The sequence below is a fragment of the Paraburkholderia sp. BGA-UO-ETr-F21 genome (assembly GCF_059567925.1).
Genome location: NZ_JCAQOY010000036.1, coordinates 69,288 through 86,393 on the forward strand (window position 1 = coordinate 69,288; position 17,106 = coordinate 86,393).

Annotated in this window: 17 protein-coding genes; 4 read left to right on the forward strand and 13 right to left on the reverse strand. The window is 62.0% G+C overall.

Annotation, left to right across the window (positions count from 1 at the left end):
* Window positions 1–58 precede the first annotated feature (58 nt).
* The 10 genes from AC57B1_RS21430 to AC57B1_RS21475 form a co-directional block, all read right to left on the reverse strand.
* Window positions 59–733, reverse strand: coding sequence for a hypothetical protein (locus AC57B1_RS21430; protein WP_496418581.1), 675 nt, complete (start codon window positions 731–733; stop codon window positions 59–61).
* A gap of 691 nt (window positions 734–1,424) precedes the next feature.
* Complete coding sequence (locus AC57B1_RS21435; RefSeq protein ID WP_496418582.1) at window positions 1,425–1,769, reverse strand: cupredoxin domain-containing protein; 345 nt, start codon at window positions 1,767–1,769, stop codon at window positions 1,425–1,427.
* A 30-nt stretch (window positions 1,770–1,799) separates the two neighbouring features.
* Window positions 1,800–2,744 carry a metallophosphoesterase family protein gene (locus tag AC57B1_RS21440; RefSeq protein ID WP_496418583.1) on the reverse strand — a complete coding sequence of 315 codons (945 nt, stop codon included), beginning with the start codon at window positions 2,742–2,744 and terminating at the stop codon, window positions 1,800–1,802.
* A 212-nt stretch (window positions 2,745–2,956) separates the two neighbouring features.
* A complete protein-coding gene (locus AC57B1_RS21445) occupies window positions 2,957–5,140 on the reverse strand; it encodes a M1 family metallopeptidase (protein ID WP_496418584.1) in 2,184 nt (727 codons plus the stop codon).
* Between the two features lie 582 nt (window positions 5,141–5,722).
* Entirely contained in the window at window positions 5,723–6,712 is a 990-nt protein-coding gene (locus AC57B1_RS21450) for an aldo/keto reductase (protein WP_496418585.1), read from the reverse strand.
* Window positions 6,713–6,842: 130 nt separating this feature from the next.
* Entirely contained in the window at window positions 6,843–7,052 is a 210-nt protein-coding gene (locus AC57B1_RS21455; RefSeq protein WP_496418586.1) for a hypothetical protein, read from the reverse strand.
* 36 nt (window positions 7,053–7,088) lie between these two features.
* Window positions 7,089–7,727 carry a glutathione S-transferase family protein gene (locus AC57B1_RS21460; protein WP_496418587.1) on the reverse strand — a complete coding sequence of 213 codons (639 nt, stop codon included), beginning with the start codon at window positions 7,725–7,727 and terminating at the stop codon, window positions 7,089–7,091.
* 39 nt (window positions 7,728–7,766) lie between these two features.
* Entirely contained in the window at window positions 7,767–8,219 is a 453-nt protein-coding gene (locus AC57B1_RS21465; protein ID WP_496418588.1) for an SRPBCC family protein, read from the reverse strand.
* The gene (locus tag AC57B1_RS21470) at window positions 8,216–8,551 is read right to left on the reverse strand and encodes an ArsR/SmtB family transcription factor (protein ID WP_496418589.1); all 336 of its coding nucleotides are present in this window, start codon (window positions 8,549–8,551) and stop codon (window positions 8,216–8,218) included. The genes AC57B1_RS21465 and AC57B1_RS21470 overlap by 4 nt, the downstream gene beginning before the upstream one ends.
* 46 nt (window positions 8,552–8,597) lie before the next feature.
* Window positions 8,598–9,212, reverse strand: a complete 615-nt coding sequence (locus tag AC57B1_RS21475; protein WP_496418590.1) for an HAD family hydrolase — start codon at window positions 9,210–9,212, stop codon at window positions 8,598–8,600.
* Window positions 9,213–9,435: 223 nt separating this feature from the next.
* On the opposite strand from AC57B1_RS21475, the gene AC57B1_RS21480 reads away from it, so the two are divergent.
* Entirely contained in the window at window positions 9,436–10,521 is a 1,086-nt protein-coding gene (locus tag AC57B1_RS21480) for a TIGR03118 family protein (protein ID WP_496418591.1), read from the forward strand.
* 49 nt (window positions 10,522–10,570) lie between these two features.
* On the opposite strand, the gene AC57B1_RS21485 is transcribed toward AC57B1_RS21480, so the two are convergent.
* Both AC57B1_RS21485 and AC57B1_RS21490 read right to left on the reverse strand, forming a co-directional pair.
* Window positions 10,571–11,545, reverse strand: a complete 975-nt coding sequence (locus tag AC57B1_RS21485; protein ID WP_408346049.1) for a hypothetical protein — start codon at window positions 11,543–11,545, stop codon at window positions 10,571–10,573.
* A gap of 558 nt (window positions 11,546–12,103) precedes the next feature.
* Window positions 12,104–13,270: an epoxide hydrolase family protein gene (locus AC57B1_RS21490; protein WP_496418592.1), complete on the reverse strand. Its 1,167-nt coding sequence runs from the start codon at window positions 13,268–13,270 to the stop codon at window positions 12,104–12,106.
* Between the two features lie 187 nt (window positions 13,271–13,457).
* Here AC57B1_RS21490 and AC57B1_RS21495 point away from each other — a divergent pair, with 187 nt between their 5' ends.
* From AC57B1_RS21495 to surE, 3 genes are all read left to right on the forward strand, one after another.
* Entirely contained in the window at window positions 13,458–13,826 is a 369-nt protein-coding gene (locus AC57B1_RS21495; protein ID WP_496418593.1) for a CidA/LrgA family protein, read from the forward strand.
* On the forward strand, window positions 13,826–14,566 hold the full coding sequence (locus AC57B1_RS21500) for an LrgB family protein (RefSeq protein WP_091808206.1): 741 nt from the start codon (window positions 13,826–13,828) through the stop codon (window positions 14,564–14,566). The genes AC57B1_RS21495 and AC57B1_RS21500 overlap by 1 nt, the downstream gene beginning before the upstream one ends.
* A 148-nt stretch (window positions 14,567–14,714) precedes the next feature.
* The gene (surE, locus tag AC57B1_RS21505; RefSeq protein ID WP_091808204.1) at window positions 14,715–15,494 is read left to right on the forward strand and encodes a 5'/3'-nucleotidase SurE; all 780 of its coding nucleotides are present in this window, start codon (window positions 14,715–14,717) and stop codon (window positions 15,492–15,494) included.
* A 69-nt stretch (window positions 15,495–15,563) separates the two neighbouring features.
* Here the strand turns inward: surE and AC57B1_RS21510 are convergent, their stop codons facing one another.
* The gene (locus AC57B1_RS21510; protein ID WP_496418594.1) at window positions 15,564–16,556 is read right to left on the reverse strand and encodes a DUF4148 domain-containing protein; all 993 of its coding nucleotides are present in this window, start codon (window positions 16,554–16,556) and stop codon (window positions 15,564–15,566) included.
* Window positions 16,557–17,106 lie beyond the last annotated feature (550 nt).

The window sequence follows — 17,106 nt, forward strand, 5'->3', positions numbered from 1 at the left end:
CCGCCTGAACCGGGTTATGAAGGCGCCTGCCGCACCAACGCGAGCGCCACGTCGTCGCTCAGGGATGGGAATAGATGTCTTGCCGATTTGCGTTGCCATGCTGCCGATAGTTCACTCGACGAAAAAAGAGCCCGATGCGGGTGAACGCGTTGTCTTTATGCTTCGCGTTCGCCAAGGTCGTACGGCGCTCCTGCGGAGTTGCACGGCCATCTTTACCCGCTCGCGACGGGACCGCTTGCTGCACGGCAGGCGCGCCGACGCTTGCCGAACGTCGGGCCGCGCTGGCAGAGGAAGCAGGCGCGTCGGGCGCCGCATCTGTCACGAAGTTTGTCTGGAGCGCCGGTGGCGAATGCCGTTTGACCTCACCAGACCAGGTGGCTAACTGCCCGCCCGCTTCCGGATCGTCGACGGTGGGTGCTGCCGTCACCGTCGGGCTGCGTTCCGCCGACGCTGACGGCAACGATGTCGCGCCGCTGGTTCGTGCAACCACCGCCGCACTCCCCGATGCGCCGCTGCCGAGCGCTTGCCGTGCGCCGGCCATTGCTTCGGTGTAGGCCTTCTGATCGTGATTGAACCAGACACCGTACGCCACCGTACCCATCACGCCGATCGCGAGCGCGCTGGCCACAGCCACGCACATGGCGAAGCGTCCGAACCGCGGCGGCGCAGCGGAACGTGGCAGACCGTTCACCCGGCCGCCGGCATCCGGACCGGCGGCCAGAGAGTGGGGCAAGTTGGGATCATTGAACATCGCAGTACTCTCCACAAAATCCTTATGTCTGATCTGTCGGCAGGCTTTGTTCACACGATCCTGGTGATCCGCGCAAAGCCGTTCGACGAATTTAGCCTCCTCAACGCACGAGAACAACACGGCCATGCTGCGCTTTAAACGGCGTCTTGGCGAGGCAGGGTTGCGTTGGAGAAACAGGTAAAACTTCTACGACGCTGGTAGTCGCGCGCAATGTCGGCAGCCTTCGCAAGGTGCGTCTGCAGGCCGTGCAAGCCGCACGCGGCGGGCGGCGAGCGGACGGCTGTGAGGTGAGGCGACAGCCGCGCTCAGTCACAATCGCTCGCTCGCGCTTGACGTCTCGCGTCTTAAACGCAAGTGCCATTCCTGATAGCCGCTTGTTGGCTGCAATCGATGACAGGCGCGGGCCGGACTCGCGCGGGATCAGATGGAATCGCGGCGCGCGTGGCTCGCCTTGATCGGCACGGCGAACGCCGCGTTCCGCCTCCACGACCACCAGGCGAGCATGTCGTATCGCCGCGGCCGGCGGCGCTCGCGCTGGCGTATGGAAGCTCGGTTTAGGCGCGAGGCGGCTACTGTTATTTTGAGTGTGGAGACTGCGTGTGGAGACCCGGGTCGTCGCATCCCGCCGTTCGCCACGGCGAACGCCGCGCCGGCATCTCTCCCATTTCGGCGCTTACTGCACGGTAATCGTTTCCTTCATATTCGGGTGGATGCCGCAAAACACCTTGTACACGCCCGGCTTGTCAAACTTGAACTGGTAAGTGTCGTTCTGATCGAGCGCGGCGGAGCGAAACATGCCCGCGTCGTTCACGACGGTATGCGGTTCGCCGTCGAGATTTTTCCAGGTCACAGTCGAGCCGGCTTTGACCGTCAGTTCCATCGGCGAGAACATGAAGTTCTTGATGACGACCGCGTTCGACGTCTCCGCCCGAGCCACCGAGAACCCGGAAAATTCCGCAAACAATGCCGAACTGGCGGCCATTACGAGAAAAACGCGGCGAATATTTTTAGTTTGCATAACTGATCTCCTGCAAGAAGAAAGTGATGATCAAACCAGTGTCGTGTCGTTCAGCGTCGCCTTCAGCGGATGCCGCGTGACTTTGATGCTGGTGACCCCAAGCATTTTCGGAAGCTGGTCGCTAGCCACCGTCAACGGTCCGGGGCCGGTGCCGTTGCCGGCGGTCGGCTGCGGATAGGCCGTCGAGCGCGCCGTATGGAAGGTGATGTTGCCCTCCACTTTCGACACGATCTGATGAATGTGGCCGTTCAGCACCGTCACCGAGCCGAAGCGCTTCAGATAGCTCATCGCCTGTCCGGCATCGCCGGTGCCCCAACCCCACGGCTCGTAGATCGTCCACATCGGCATATGCGCGAACACGACGATCGGCGTGCTGGACGAACGCCCCTTCAGATCGTTTTCGAGCCACTCGAGTTGTTCGTCGCCCAGACCGCCCAGCCCGTTCGGCTTGAAATGCATGACGTTGACGAGGCCGACGAAGTGCACGCCCTGGTGGTCGAAGCTGTAATAGCCCTTGTTGTCCGAGGGCTTGCCGAACCGGCTGAAGTATTCCGTTCCGGGGCCGTCCGTCACGTCGTGCTCGCCGGGCACGGTATGCAGCTCGGTGATCTTCAGACCGGACATCAACTGAGCCGCGAGATCGAACTCCGCAGGTTTGGAAAGGTGCGTGATATCGCCGGTATGAATAGTCAGCGCGGGCTTGACCGGCATCGCGTTGACGTACTCGATGGTCTGCTTCAGCGTGCCCGCCACGTCCGGGTTGGCTTCCTTGTTAAAGCCGATGTGCGAGTCGCTGATCTGCAGGAAAAGCGGCACGCCGGAGCTAGCCGCGGACGATTTCTGGTCCGCGGCGAGCGCCAGTTCCACCGGCGTCAGTATCCCGCCGGACAAAACGAATACGGTGCCCAGGCCACCGAATGCAAGACACTTCAGCGCGCCGCGACGCGACGCGTCGAACGAATGATCTGACGACATGTTGACCTCACGATAAAGAGTCGCAGACGGGCCGCGGATTATCCGGCGGCCCTTGCGGATCGGTTCGTCAGGCATGACTGGACCGGCCCCGGTTTTATTCCCGGGGTAATCCATCGCGCAGGTCTTTTTTGTCAGTCGGCACAGCTGCAACGAAAAAGCGGCCCGCCTCGCTGCATGGCGAGGCGGGCCGCTGCGCTACTCTGACCTTCTGCTTACTGAGCTTGCTGCGCCTGTGGCTTCTGCCGCAACTTGCCTTGATAGCGGATCGTCGGACGCAGCGACTGCGTCGTCGGCGTTGCCATCATCAACTGATGGGCAAGCGGTGCGGCCGCCGGACTCAGCGAGCCGATACTGGTTTCACGCGACGGATCTGCCAGACCGTTTTTCACGAGCAGCTTCGCCTCGAGTTGCAGACTGGTCAGCAGCACCGGATCCTTCAGCGCATTGCCCTGCGCCAGCAGCTGGCTCCATGCGCTGTTGCTGTAGTTGGTCACGTAGTAGTCGAGACCGCTCGGATCGGCGAGCACCGCGGAACAGCCGTTCAGACGCACCTGGGTTTGCGTGTCCTTCATTGCCAGCGTCTTGCGTGAAGTCAGCCCGTCACCGTACGCGAGCGTCAACGGAATGGTCCACTGCGTACCCGGATACTGATTCTGGTTCGGGAACGGCGCCTGTTTCAGCGTGACCACGGTCTGATTGGTCGTCAGATCGCATTGCGTATCGAGCGAAATCAGAGGCACGCCGGTCTGCCGCACGAAGCTGTCGCCGATCGCCACCATCGGCTGACCGCTAACCTTCGCCAGTTCGTCCCACAGACGCTTCGGCGTGACGTTGCCGAGCGAATAGTCGGCGAGGTACGACTGCAGGCCCTTGCGCATGACTTCTTCGCCGAGATAGTTCTCCAGCATCTTCAGCACGTGACCACCCTTGTCGTACGTGAAGGCGCTCGCGCTCAGCACGAAGTCGTTCGAGGCCCAGCCGTTGAAGTTCGGCTGCACCGGGAACGCGGTGGACTTCAGATCCGCATTCATCACGGCGTATTTATTCTTCACGTCGTCGACCCAGCTGAAGCGCTCCGGGAAGAAGCGCACCTTGGTCTTGTTCTCGAAGAAGGTCGCGAACGATTCGTTGAGCCAGACGTCGTCCCACCAGTCGAGCGTGACGAGGTCGCCGAACCATTGGTGCGCGGCTTCGTGCGTGAGCACCGTCACGCCGTAATCGGACATGGTGGTGCCGGGCGCCGGCAGGATATCGTCGGCGAATTCGAGAATCGCGCCCCAGTTCTCCATGCCGCCGAAGTTCAGGTCCTTCTGCTCCTTGAACGCGTCGTTGGCCGCGATCGTGTCGAACTTGGTGAGCGGCAACGGAATGCCGGTGTAGCGATAGTAGTAATCGAGTGCCTGCTTGGTTTGCTGCATGGCCGGTTTGGCCCAATCGCGCATGCCGGGCGGTGTGAAGATGCGCAGATGCAGACCTTTGCCGTCGGGCAGCGGGCTTGTGAAGTCGTCCTCGAGAATGTCGAACTGGCCGCCGCCGAAAAACAGCAGATACGACGGCATGGGCGGCGTCTTTTCGAACGACACCAGCTTGTAGCCTGCATCCACGTTGACCGCGGGCTTCTCCGCCGCATTCGAGACCACGTTCCAGTTTTGCGGCACTTCCGCGCTCACCTCGTAGGTCGGCCGGAAGGCCGGCTCGTCCCAGCCGGGGAACCATTGGCGCGCCAGGTTCGATTCGCCTTGTGTGAGAATCGCGCCGCTCGTGGTGCCATCCGTTGACTTCAGATCGACGCGGAACACGCCTTCCGCCGCGGAGCAACCCGGATAGGGATCATCGCCGCAACTGCCGCCGGTCTTCGCGACCGGATCGTCATAAGTCTTGAAGTTGATGATGCCGCTCCACTCCATATGCAGCGAGTAGTTGCCGGCGGCGATCTGCCCGCTCACGGGGCGAAGCTGGTAGAAATCGCCGTCGTCCTGCGGCGTGGCGATCAACGCAATGTTGCCCGGCTGAAGCGTGATCGTGCCATTCGTGAACTTGACCCGGTGCCCGGCGATGGTGATCGCGTTGACCGCCTTCTGCACCTTGATCTGTACGTCGGCCCGGCCATCGAACGAAGACAGCGCGGGATTCGGCCGGAACCAGAGCTTGTAGTTGATCGGCGTAACCGTGTCGGGCAATTCGACCGGTGGCACCGACTTGTTGATCGATGTGTCCGCAACGACCGGCGCGGCGGGCGGGGTCAGCGCCACCTCGGAGGCAGCCGGCGCGGTCGCGGGTGTCTGCCCGGATTTGCTCGCCAACGACGACGAGCCGTCGCTGCCGCCGCATCCCGCCAGAACCGCAATTCCGGCGAGTGCGAGGCACTGCATCTGCAATCGGAAATTTATACGCATTATTAATCCTCGACTGACAATATCGGTATAAAGAAAGTGCGTTGAGTGGTTCAGCTTGTTTTCTCTGTCTTTCAGAGAAAAAGGTCTCCCGCACTAGCACCGAATTGCTAGCGAGAATATTTGGACGTGTTGGCGCCTCAGCACTTGTGGCTGATTTTCAAATCGCGCTACGCGTTTATTACAATGCTTTCACAAAGACAGCTTCGGCCGTTTTTGTCGGCTTTCATTCAATCGTTTAACTGACCGGCAAAGCGGCGGCTTACCTGCGTCTCCGGGCAGATAGCGAAATCCGAGATCAGTTTTTGACGACAGTGCGTAGCCTAGTTTGGCAAACGTTCCCGTGTCAACTTCCTTTCACAAACTTTCTTTCAGCCGGGCAATGCGTATGCGAACCGAATGGCTTCGGTAATGAGATCGAGTTAATCCTCTAAGACTCGCAATATCGCCTGCAACTACGGGAAAGCTTATTTTTCTTTTGTTCGGATTATGTTATGGCGCGACCATGCAGCTGAATAACCTACGGCGAGGTTTTAATTTGAACTAGCTGGAGAGTTCAGAAAAGGAATCGGCGCGAATAATGCGCTATCCGTTCACCGCCGCTACGATTCGCGCGCACATGGCCTTGTCGGGTAATGGGCCCGAACCGGCCCGCACATTGTCCGCCATGTATTGCGGACGCCCGGTGCCCGGAATCACCACCGTCACCGCCGGCTGCGCGAGCACGAACTTCAGCAGAATCTGCGCCCAACTCGTGCAGCCAATTTCCGCAGCCCACCCAGGCAGCGGCGTTTTGCTGACGCGTGCAAGCAGGCCGCCACCGCCGAAGGGCTGATTGATCACCACGCCAATGCCCAACTCCGCCGCAAGCGGCAAGATGCGCGTCTCTGCGGCGCGGTCGTCCGCCGCGTAGTTGACCTGTACGAAGTCGGGCTTTTCGTTGCGCATGACGGCCGCCACTTCATCGAATGCGCTAGACGTGTAGTGCGTAATGCCGATATAGCGAATCCGGCCGCGCGCTTTCCAGTCGCGCAATGTGGCGAGTTGCGTGCGCCAGTCCAGCAGGTTATGCACCTGCATCAGGTCGATGCGCGGTTGCTGAAAGCGACGCAATGATTCTTCCATTTGCGCGATGCCCGCTTCGCGTCCTTCGGTCCAGACTTTGGTGGCGACGAAAGCTTTATTGTGCGCGTCGAGTTGCGTGAGCAACGCACCGGCGACCGCTTCCGAAGAACCGTACATCGGCGAAGAATCGATCGTCGAACCGCCGGCCTCGAACAGAATGCGCAGAACGCCGGCAAGTTGTGCGCGAGCGGCGGGATCGTTGCCGACATCGAAGGTACGCCATGTGCCGCAGCCGACCACAGGCAGTCGCTCGCCTGTCGCGGGAATCACGCGTTGCGCCATGCGCGGCAACGGCGTCGTGGATTCGGTTTGAGATTGATCTGGCGTTTGCGCCGGGGCCAGCCTCGGCAAAGCAAGCGAAGCCGACAGGCCGATTGCCGTGCTACTCGCTGTGTGCAGAAAACGGCGTCTGCCGGAAAGCCTTGCTGCGTCTTTCGAAGAAAGTGCCATGACGTGCCCTCCATTCGCGCGCAATACAGTGACTCTGTACGATACGGCAAATCGGCATGGCACGTTGAGCGCCGGCTAATGCGGCGCAGCCGCAATGTGTTCTACTTGCGCGATCGTGCGCAACACCCCGCTAGCGGATGAAGCGACCGCAGATCGGCATGCTGCCAAGCCACGCCATAAAAGACGACTCGCCACGACCTGCCGTCGCGAACTGATCCGCCGCCATGGCGGAGCCCGCTGCGGCGCCGATCGCGATGACCACGATCGCGATCCGGCGCAGCCGCCCGCCTCGACCGGCGAGCGAACCCGACACGCTCTGCCAACTGGACAGCAAGGTCATTGTGAGGGCAACTATCGCGCAGCACATGGCGCCTCCTTAAGCATTCGCCGTGGCGCGCTCCGGCCGCGCCGGAAAAGGATTGCGCCATGCATCGATCGCGTTCAACTGATCGTGCCAGCGCTGCACTTCCGGAAACTCGTCAAGCGGCATCGCGGCGCTTTTTGCGTACGGCAGCGTGACGCCCACGGAGAAATCCGCGACCGACATGTCATCACCCAGCAGCCACTTACGCCCCTTCAGATGCTGGTTCAGCACGGCGGCATGTTTGCGGAAAAACCCTTGAGCTTCTGCAACCTTCGAAGGCTCGGGCTCGCCTAGTCCGACCCACGGCTTGATCAGATACTCGAAATAAAGCGAACCCGCGTGCCGGTATAGGTGCTGATTATTCCAGCTGAACCAGCGCGTGATTTCGATCTGCTGCTGTGCGTCGCGCGGCCACAGTCTGGATTCGGCGCGCTGCGCAAGGTGGCAGATAACCGCATCGGATTCCCAAATGCTCTTATCGCCGTCGACGAGACATGGCACCTTGCCGTTCGGATTGATCGCCAGATAGGCGGGCCTAGTATGCTCACCCTTGCGTAGATCGACAAAGACGTATTCGATTGGCAAACCTAAGTACCCAGCCATTGCGCAGGCTTTTCTGGGAGACAGCGTTTCGGCATAGTAGAGCTTCATGGTGGACCTCGATATGCGTTGACTTGCCCGGAATGTGCTTTATTCGCCCGCGTTTTCCAGCTCGGCGAACAGTGCTTCCAGCTTCTCGAACGCACCGCTCCAGCCGGTGCGATGACCGTCGCGCGCGGCTTCGTCGAGGAACTGCGCGTGCGTGAAATTCAGTTCCGTGCCTTCTTCAATCGGCCGAAACCTGATCGTGACCAGCGACCTGCGTTCGGGCAGCGTCACCCACTCCCATGTGAAGACGAGCTTGCGGTCTGCTTCGACTTCCCGGTACTCACCGCGACAGTCGTGCGTTTCGCCATCCAGCGTCTGGAACACCACGCGAAAGCGACCGCCCACGCGAGGGTCCGCTTCGGCACTCAACACCGGTCCGGCGTCGGGCCCCCACCAACGCGCCATCAACTCCGGCCGCGTCCATGCCGCGTAGACTTTTTCGGGTGGCGCTTTAATGCGCCGCACGAGGGTCAGGCTGGGCTTTTCCTCGATCATTCTTCGTTACCCTCCACAAAATCGGCAAGCCGGTCGAGGCTCGCGGACCAGAAGCGTTCATAGCGCCGCAACCACGCCATGGCCTCTTCCATCGGTCCGGGGACCAGTTCCACCGTGACGGTTCGGCCATGCTTCGTGCGCGCCACCAGACCCGCGTCGCTCAGCACGTCGAGGTGCTTCATGACGGCGGGCAGTTTGAGCGGCAACGGACGCGCGATTTCCGTGACCGACAGACCGGGCTCGCGCTCGAGACGCGTGAGGATGGCCCGCCGCGTGGGGTCCACGAGGGCGGAAAACGTACGATCAAGTTGACTGACTGGAGACTTCACCATATGGTGAACTATAGACGCTGAACGCGCGGAGTCAAGGTCGTTTTGGCTAGATCAATCCACGAGCTTGCAACTCGTGCGACAGAGCGTCGACACCGACAAACCTGTGACCCTGCAGTCCCGCATCGATCGCGCCGTTCACGTTGGCGTCCGTGTCATCGACGAACAGCGTTTCGGCCGGTGGTACGCCAAGCTGATCGACGCAACGCAAATAGGTCTGCGGTGCGGGTTTCGCGGCACCGTACAGCGCCGATGAATAGACATGCGAGCCGAACAGCCGCGCCACCGGCGGATTCAGATACCCAATGTTATCGGTCAACAACCGGCAATTGTTCGTCAGCACCGCGATGCGACTGCGTTCGGCGACTTTCGCGGCCAGCGCGAGCGCGTCCTCGTTCGGCGTAATCGACGCGTGACGGGCAGCAAGCCAGTCGTCGCGGCTGATCGGGTGATTCAACAGAATGCCTAGCTCGCGCAAATACTCGTCATCGCTGATCTCGCCAGCGTCCGCACGCGCTTCGAGACCAGAACCCCAGATCGCCTGACGCACGGCTTGCGGCGTACACCCCACGCACGCCGCCAGATGTTCAGCCCGCGCGTCGCGGTCGTAATGGGACAGAACACCTTCCATGTCGAACAGAACCAGCGTGATGGATGCGGTCATGCTATCGGCCTCACGTCGAAACGTTTCAGGAACGGAGAGACGACCTGGCGCGATGACGCCGAACGGTCGCCGCTTTCCATTGTGCCTCGACAAAACCGCCAATGCCTGCAACGAACCCTTACCGGGACAAACCGAAAAATTCTTTTCCGCCACAGGAATAAAGCTGCAACACCGCGCGTTCAATAAGCGCAATGACCATCGGTCAGAACAGAGAGGTGTGGCCATGAAATCTGTGCTTAAGGCATTGGGCGTCGCCGTGGGCGGCGCGGCGTTGGTGAGTTTCGTCGCGGCATGCGGCGGTTCCAACTCGGTCAGTATGCAGTCGTATACATCGACGGCGCTCGTATCGGACGGCGCAGTCGCGGCAGCGCATACCGACCCTAACCTGAAAAACGCGTGGGGCGTTGCGTTTAATCCGAAGGGTTTCGTCTGGGTCGCGGACAACGCCACCTCGCGCGCGACGCTTTACGATGGCAACGGCACGCCACAGTCTCTAGTCGTCAGCATTCCGAATGGAACGAACGGTCCGGCGAATCCGACCGGCATTGTCTTCAACGGCACGACGGACTTCGTCGTGACGCAAGGCGGCAAGTCCGGCGTGGGCGCATTCATCTTTGCCGGCGAAGGCGGCACGATTACGGCGTGGGCTCCGACGGTCGCCCCGACCACCGCATTCGTCGTGTTCGACAGCGGCAGCAGCGGCGCGGTCTACAAAGGTCTGGCGCTGGCCAGCAACGGCGGCGCCAACTTTCTCTACGCCACCGACTTTCACAACAACAGAATCGACGTATTCGACAGAAGCTTCACGAAGCTTGCAACGCCGGGCAAGTTTCAGGATGCGTCGATACCGGCAGGCTTTGCGCCGTTCGGTATTCAGGCAATCGGCACGAAGCTCTTCGTGACCTACGCCAAGCAGGACGCAGAGGCGCACGACAACCTCGACGGCGCCGGCCTCGGTTTCGTCGATATCTTCGATACGGCAGGCAACCTGCTGCAGCGGTTCGCTTCGGCGGGCGCGCTGAATGCGCCGTGGGGAATCACGCAGGCGCCGGCCAATTTCGGACGGTTTAGCGGCGACGTGCTGGTTGGGAACTTCGGCGACGGCACGATCAACGCCTTCGATCCGGTCAGCGGTCAATCGCTTGGCGCGATCAATCTGCCTGACGGAAGCGCGTTCGTCCAGCACGGCCTGTGGGGTATCGCATTCGGTAACGGGCTCAGCAATCAGCCGGTCAATACGCTGTTTTTCGCGGCCGGTCCGAATGACGAAGCGAACGGCGTCTATGGACGCATCGACGTGAAAATGTGACCAGCGGCGCGCGGGAGCGCTTGCCGCGGCGCATAGGTAAGCGACGCGGCTAGCTCTTCACGCTGCGCAACGCATACGCGGACAACGACGCGAGCCGCCCTACGCTCAGCATCCTCGCGATCCGCTTCAGGGCGTGGCGCACGCGGCCACGCACATGCGCGACGCGCATGTGGCGCCAGAAACGGTCCGGCACGAAATCGTCGAAACGCCCTTCCTTTTCGAGCAACGCCTTGCCACCCGGCAAATGGACGAACGAGCAGCAGCGAAACCACCGGACGTCTCGATAGTTGTTGCCTGGCCAATGACGACCTACCGCCTGATATGCGCCGACCTCGATCAGCACCTGCCCTTCGTCGCCCAGCGCATTGAGCGCGGCCGAGATGAACGCTTCGTCGCCGTGATGCCTCAGGCGCGCGCTTTCGCTTAGGTAGCGCGCGTAACTGGCTCGCGCGCGCGGCACGAGCCGGCGCAGCGAAGCCGGCGTCGCAAGCATGAACTCGCCGCCATACCAGCGAGGATTTTTGAGCCGCCGGTCAGCGACGATTTCCAGATCCGCGACCACACGCTCGCTGCCGTAGGCCGGAAAGACCTGATCCGAAATGTCGAATACGCCGAGGCCGGCTTGCGCGCATCGCTCGATCAGGTCGGGCGCGAGCGGCAGCAGGGCCACCATGTCGGCGTCGAGCAATAGCATCATCGTGTCGGCGGGTAGAGTCGCCGCGACCTGATCCATCAGATCGAGTTTGAAATGCGCGGCGTAGAACGGCGTGTTCTTCGGCAGATCGATCGTCGCCGTAAGTGTCACTACTGCCGGCCGGTTCGCCGCCGGCATACTTTCCAGACGGCGCGCGACGAGCGCCGGCGCGTTCGTCATGATGGTCAGGGTCGGCATGCCCACGCGCCGTAAGCTGTTATTCAGGCAGATCGCCTGGCTTACGTACGAGAGCGGATCGCGATTCGTCGAGTTGGGCCCCGGCTCCGCATCGACATCCACATAAACGAGAGTGCAAGGAAAAAGATTCACGTTGTTCCTCACCATGCGCTAGCGACAGATCGCCTTCTGGCGCGCCGCCGTTGCTGGCCGAAGTTGATCTACATGTTCTTGCCTTGAGGCGTAACAGCCCCGCAAGGTGCGCAGTATTGGAAACCGCGATTCGTGCCATCTCGGCGTCATATTCGAACCGGGTACGTTGATCTGCGGCGATGGAGTCGGATGAGCCGGGGCGCAGATATCACGTTTGATCTATCGTTTCACGTCCTTGCATTGCCTTTCCGCCAAAAAGCAGAGAGACGCGACGCGTGAGCCGCCGAGGTCCACATGGACCGTGCGCTTCTCGCAATAATTGCAGATGCATGACTGAGCGTCCGCGAATAACTTACTTGTTAGCTACCTGCACACGCGTTTTTTCGGATTGCCGCCGCGGGCCGCTTGCGACGCTAAAGTCCGATGATTGCCTGATTCCGGCGTGCCCGCCTCCGCTTCGCGTTTCATCGAAAAAGAAAACAGGCGCCTCAATAGCTCGGCAGCAATGTGTTGTCTAGACAAACACCGCTTTGCGGCGCCAGCGCAGTCGCAATCAACCTAGCAATGATGTGGCTGCCGCATCGGCCTGAAGAACTGGCGAATGTCGGCGGCAAGCAAATCCGGTTTTTCCATCGCTGCGAAGTGTCCGCCCGCCTGCATGTCGGTCCATTGCACGACATTGAAAGTTCTTTCGAGCCAACTGCGCGGCGGATGATTGATTTCCTTCGGAAAGTGCGCAAAGCCGACAGGCGGCACGACACGTTGTCCTTCGGCGAAGCGCATCGGCTGCAGACGGTTTTCCCAGTACATCTGAATCGCCGTGCCGATACATTGGGTGTGCCAGTAGAGCGAGATGTTAGTGAGCAGTTCGTCCTTCGAAAAGATACTCTCGACGTCGCCCTCGCAATCGCTCCATGCGCGAAACTTCTCGGCGATCCATGCCGCCAGTCCCACGGGCGAATCATTGAGCGAGGCTGCCAGCGTCTGTGGTTTGGTGGTGTGCATGTGGGCATAACCGCCTTCGAGCGCGGCCCATTCGTTCTTCTCCCGCAAGAATCTTTCCTCTGCCGCCGTGAGCGGCATCTGCGCCGCGCCGATGGCCGGCTCATACGAACTCGGCAGGAAGTTGAGATGAATGCCGTCCACGATTCGCGGATGCCGCGCGGCAAGCGCGATCGACACCCCGGCGCCCAGATCGCCGCCTTGCGCGCCGAAGCGCTCGTAACCGAGGCCGTGCATCAGCGACGCCCACATGTCCGCCACCTGAAACGCGGACATGCCAGGTCGAGCGGGCGCCTGCGAGAACGTGAAGCCGGGCAGCGAAGGCACGACGACATCGAAAGCATCGGCGGAATCGCCACCGAACTCGGCCGGGTCGCACAAGCGGTCGAGCAGCGCATGGAACTCCATGAATGATCCGGGCCAGCCATGCGTGATCACCAGCGGATAAGGCGCGGGACCCACGCCGCGCCGGTGCACGAAATGCACGCGCTGACCCTGTACATTGGCGAAAAACTGGGGCTGCCGATTCAAGCCGCGCTCGGCCGCGCGCCAATCGAAATGCCCGGCCCAATACGCGGCCAGTTCGCGCAGCGACGTCGCGTCGATGCCCTGCTGCCAGGCTGGCGAAGCCGTTGCCGGCGCCCAGCGGGTCGCGCGAATACGCTGACGAAGATCGTCGACGTCATGATCCGCAATGGCAATCTGAAACGGTTCTATCTGCATGGCAAGTCGTCCGGCGCAGCGGGAAGGTTAGCGTGCTCGCCTGACTCGACAACGAACTTCGCACACGCCGTTCAATGAGGAGGCTGAGTTAGCCGGCTGAGTCACGGCATTGAGTCATCGAGCGAGCACAGGGCAAACTGCATGGTACACAATGGCGCATTTTCTGTTTTGCGTCCTGGAGACTGCCATGCTTGGAGCGCTCGCTGTTCTGCTCACCTTCCAGTGCCTCGGCGAAGGTGTTTCGTATGTGTTCCACCTACCGGTGCCCGGGCCCGTGATCGGCATGCTGCTGTTATTCGGCTTCCTCATGCTGCGCCCGCAATCCGCCGATGCGATCGAGCCGACCGCGCTCGAATTACTGCGCCATCTGTCCTTACTGTTCGTTCCGGCGGGCGTCGGCATCATGGTGTCGGCGAGCCGGATTCGTGGCGACGCCGTCGCGGTGATCGTCTCCATTGCCATCAGCACGTCTCTCGCCATTGCCGTGGCGGCACTCGTCACGCGCGCGCTGATGCGCCGCCAGCGCCGCGATCCATCCGTTACGGAGGCCGTGTAATGACCGCCATTCCGAAGCTCGGCGCCATCTGGGTCTATCTCGCCGCGACTCCCTTGCTCGGGCTGACGATCACGCTGATCGCCTACCTCATCGCCCAGGCCATCTATGCGAAGGCGCGCTTCAATCCGCTTGCCAATCCCGTGCTGATCGCGGTGGCGCTGCTGGTCGCGCTGCTCGAAGTGACGCGCACGCCCTACGCGACCTACTTTGAAGGCGCGCAATTCGTCCACTTCCTGCTCGGTCCCGCGACGGTGGCGCTCGCGCTGCCACTCTACCGGCAGTGGCCGAAACTGCGCCGCTCCGCATTGCCGCTGATCGGCGGGCTCGTCGCCGGGTCATTGACGGCCATCGTTTCGGCGGTCGGCGTGGCCGCGCTGTTCGGCGCGTCGCATCAAACGATCGCGTCGCTTGCGCCGAAATCGGCGACCACGCCGATCGCGATGGCGGTCGCTTCCGAGATCGGCGGCATTCCCTCGTTGACGGCCGTGCTCGTCATTTCGACGGGCGTATTCGGCGCCGTGTTCGCGCGCGCCATTCTCAACGCCCTGCGTATCGCGGAACCCGAGGTGCGTGGTTTCGCGCTGGGTATCGCGTCGCATGGCATCGGCACGGCGCGCGCTTTTCAGGTGAGCGAGGAAATGGGCGCGTTCGCCGGCCTGGGCATGGGGCTCAACGGCGTGTTCACCGCGTTCGTGGTGCCGGTGTTGATGCCGCTCGCGGCGCGGTGGGTGATTGGGTGAGTCGCTGAGCGACTAAATGCTGCCTGGCCGGTTAAATGATGCTGAAACCGCCGACTGGCTGCAAGGCTCGCCGGCCGCCTCCTGGCATGCACCTGCCGTTGGCTGGATAATGACGGATTCCCTCACCGACTGAACGGAGTTTGCTGCGATGTCTGCCTATGAATCCAAAGTGCCGCGCGTGCTGTTGACGAACGACGACGGTATCGACGCGCCCGGCCTCGCCGTACTCGAAGCGGTCGCTGCCGAGCTCGCGCACGAAGTCTGGGTGGTCGCGCCCGAGCACGATCAGAGCGGCACGTCGCATTCGATCAGCCTGCATTCACCGCTGCGGGTGAGCCGCCAGGGCGAGCGGCGTTTCGGCGTGGTGGGCACGCCCGGCGATTGCGTCGTGATGGGCGTCCGCCACCTGATGCGCGACGCGCCGCCCACGCTGATTCTTTCCGGCATCAATCGCGGCGGCAATCTTGGCGTGGAAACGATGTTCTCGGGCACTGTCGGCGCCGCCATGACGGGGCTGCTGCTGGGGTTGCCGTCGTTCGCACTGAGCCAGACCTTCAGCAACCGCGACAACGTGCGCTGGGACACGGCTCGCGCGCTCGCGCCCGGCGTGATCCGCCAGTTGCTCGCTATCGAGCATGCCGCGCCCACCTGCCTGAACATCAACTTCCCCGATGTCGACGCGGCCCACGCCGGCCCACTCACGCCGACCCGCCAGGGCGTCGGGCTCGTCGAAGATATCGACGTGTTGCCGCAAGTCGATCCACGCGGCATGGCCTATCACTGGTTGCGCTTTCAACGGGGCGCACGCGCGAACGACCCCGACAGCGAAACGGCTGTGGTGGCGTCAGGGCGCGTGTCGGTCACGCCGCTCGCCTTCGACCGCACCGACGAGCCCATCTTCGCGCGGCTCGCGGCTTCGTTGAGTTAGCCCTTCAATATCGCAGATATTCAGCGCGTCAGCCGGTCAGCACATCGGCAATCGTCCGTCTCCCTGGCCTTAGGGACGTGGCGCGCCGGTGATGCTCGGCGCGCCACCTGGCCCCGCGGGATCGGGATTGCCGAACGCGGGAAGGCTGCCGTTCTCACGGGCACGCTCGATCTCCGCGCGCACCTGTGCACGCGTTTTCGGGCCGCCGTCTGTTTTCAGCACTGCGTTGCCCGCGGGCGTGGACTGGAGCACCGGCGCTGACAGCACCGTGGTTTGCGCCGTCAGTTCGGCTTGCGGGCGCGCGGGTGCTGTGGGTACCTCCAGCGGCGCTTGCGGCGCTGGTTGGATAGATAGTGCCGGCGCGGCAACGGGCGCGCTGATCGCGCTCGGCGGCGCATTCAGCGCCGCAGCGGAAGTCGTCGGTTGACCGACTGCAGGCGGTCCACCGTTGACCATCGTCCTCGAGTTCGGCGCGCTACGGCTGTCGAGGCTCGCCACCAGTTTGTCCAGCGCCGCCTGACTCCTGACATGATTCGACGCGTCATGGGTTGCTTCGCGGGAGGCAACTCGGCTATCGCGCGACCGGCCGTGTCTTATCGATGACGACGACGTTCGTGCCGCCTTCGATGCAGGTTGCAGCGTCTTCTCGACACGGTCTACCGTCAATGCGTGCTGCACATTATCCGCACGCGCCTGCACTTCTCTTTGCAGTGCGCGCACCTGAGCATCGTCCTGATGTGCGGAACGAGCCGCGTCCAGTTGCGCCTGCGCGCCGGCAAGATCGTTGCGTTGCAGACTGTCGCGCGCCGCCTGCAGGCTCGTGGCGGTGGTGCCCGTCGTGCCCGTCGTGCTCTTTGCATCGCTGCGAGCGGCAGCCGGTCCGGATATCACGGCGCCGCTGGTGGTGTCGCCGCGCGTTTGATGAACTGGCGCATCATTGCGCGCCGTGTCGAATTCGTCCGTCGACAGCCACGGTTTGGCCGCATGCGAGACATATGCCGCGATTGCAACAGCGCTGACGACGAGCCCTGTAAGAACGATCTTCCTGGGTTCGCTATGCATGAGATGCCCCCTTTCCAGTCGTGGAGCGTGCGCGGTTGCGAGTTTTGCAAATGCGCCCGAAATCATCAGAGGGTAAGCGGCGATCGAGCGCGCAGTGCCGCCGAGACGACCGCGAATCGCGGCCGCAAGGTCCGGCCGAATGAGGCACCTACGAAAGCGCGCGCGAACTGGATGCGTTCATTTTCCATTTATATGCTTCGGACGTCGAATTGTCTGATGACGCCTGTCTTGCTGGCCGAAAAAGCCTGTTCGCCCGGCTTTCTTCCGAGGATTGTTGGAACTGCGAAACGATCTGGAATCGTGGCGTTTGCAGACGCCTAGCGAAAGACCCGCTATATGCGCGGCCCCTCTCCCTGCGTGCCGCGCGTCGCGTCGTCAATCGAGCTGCCGATAATCCGCGTGATGTCGAACATCGGCTTCGTGCCGACCGTCTCGCCCTACCTCCATATAGCCGAACCCGGCCGCCGGTCCCGTGCTCGCGTGTTTGTACGGCGAGCGTGCCGGCTGCGCGGCCCGCGTCGTTAGAAAACGGATTATGCCTGCGGCCCGG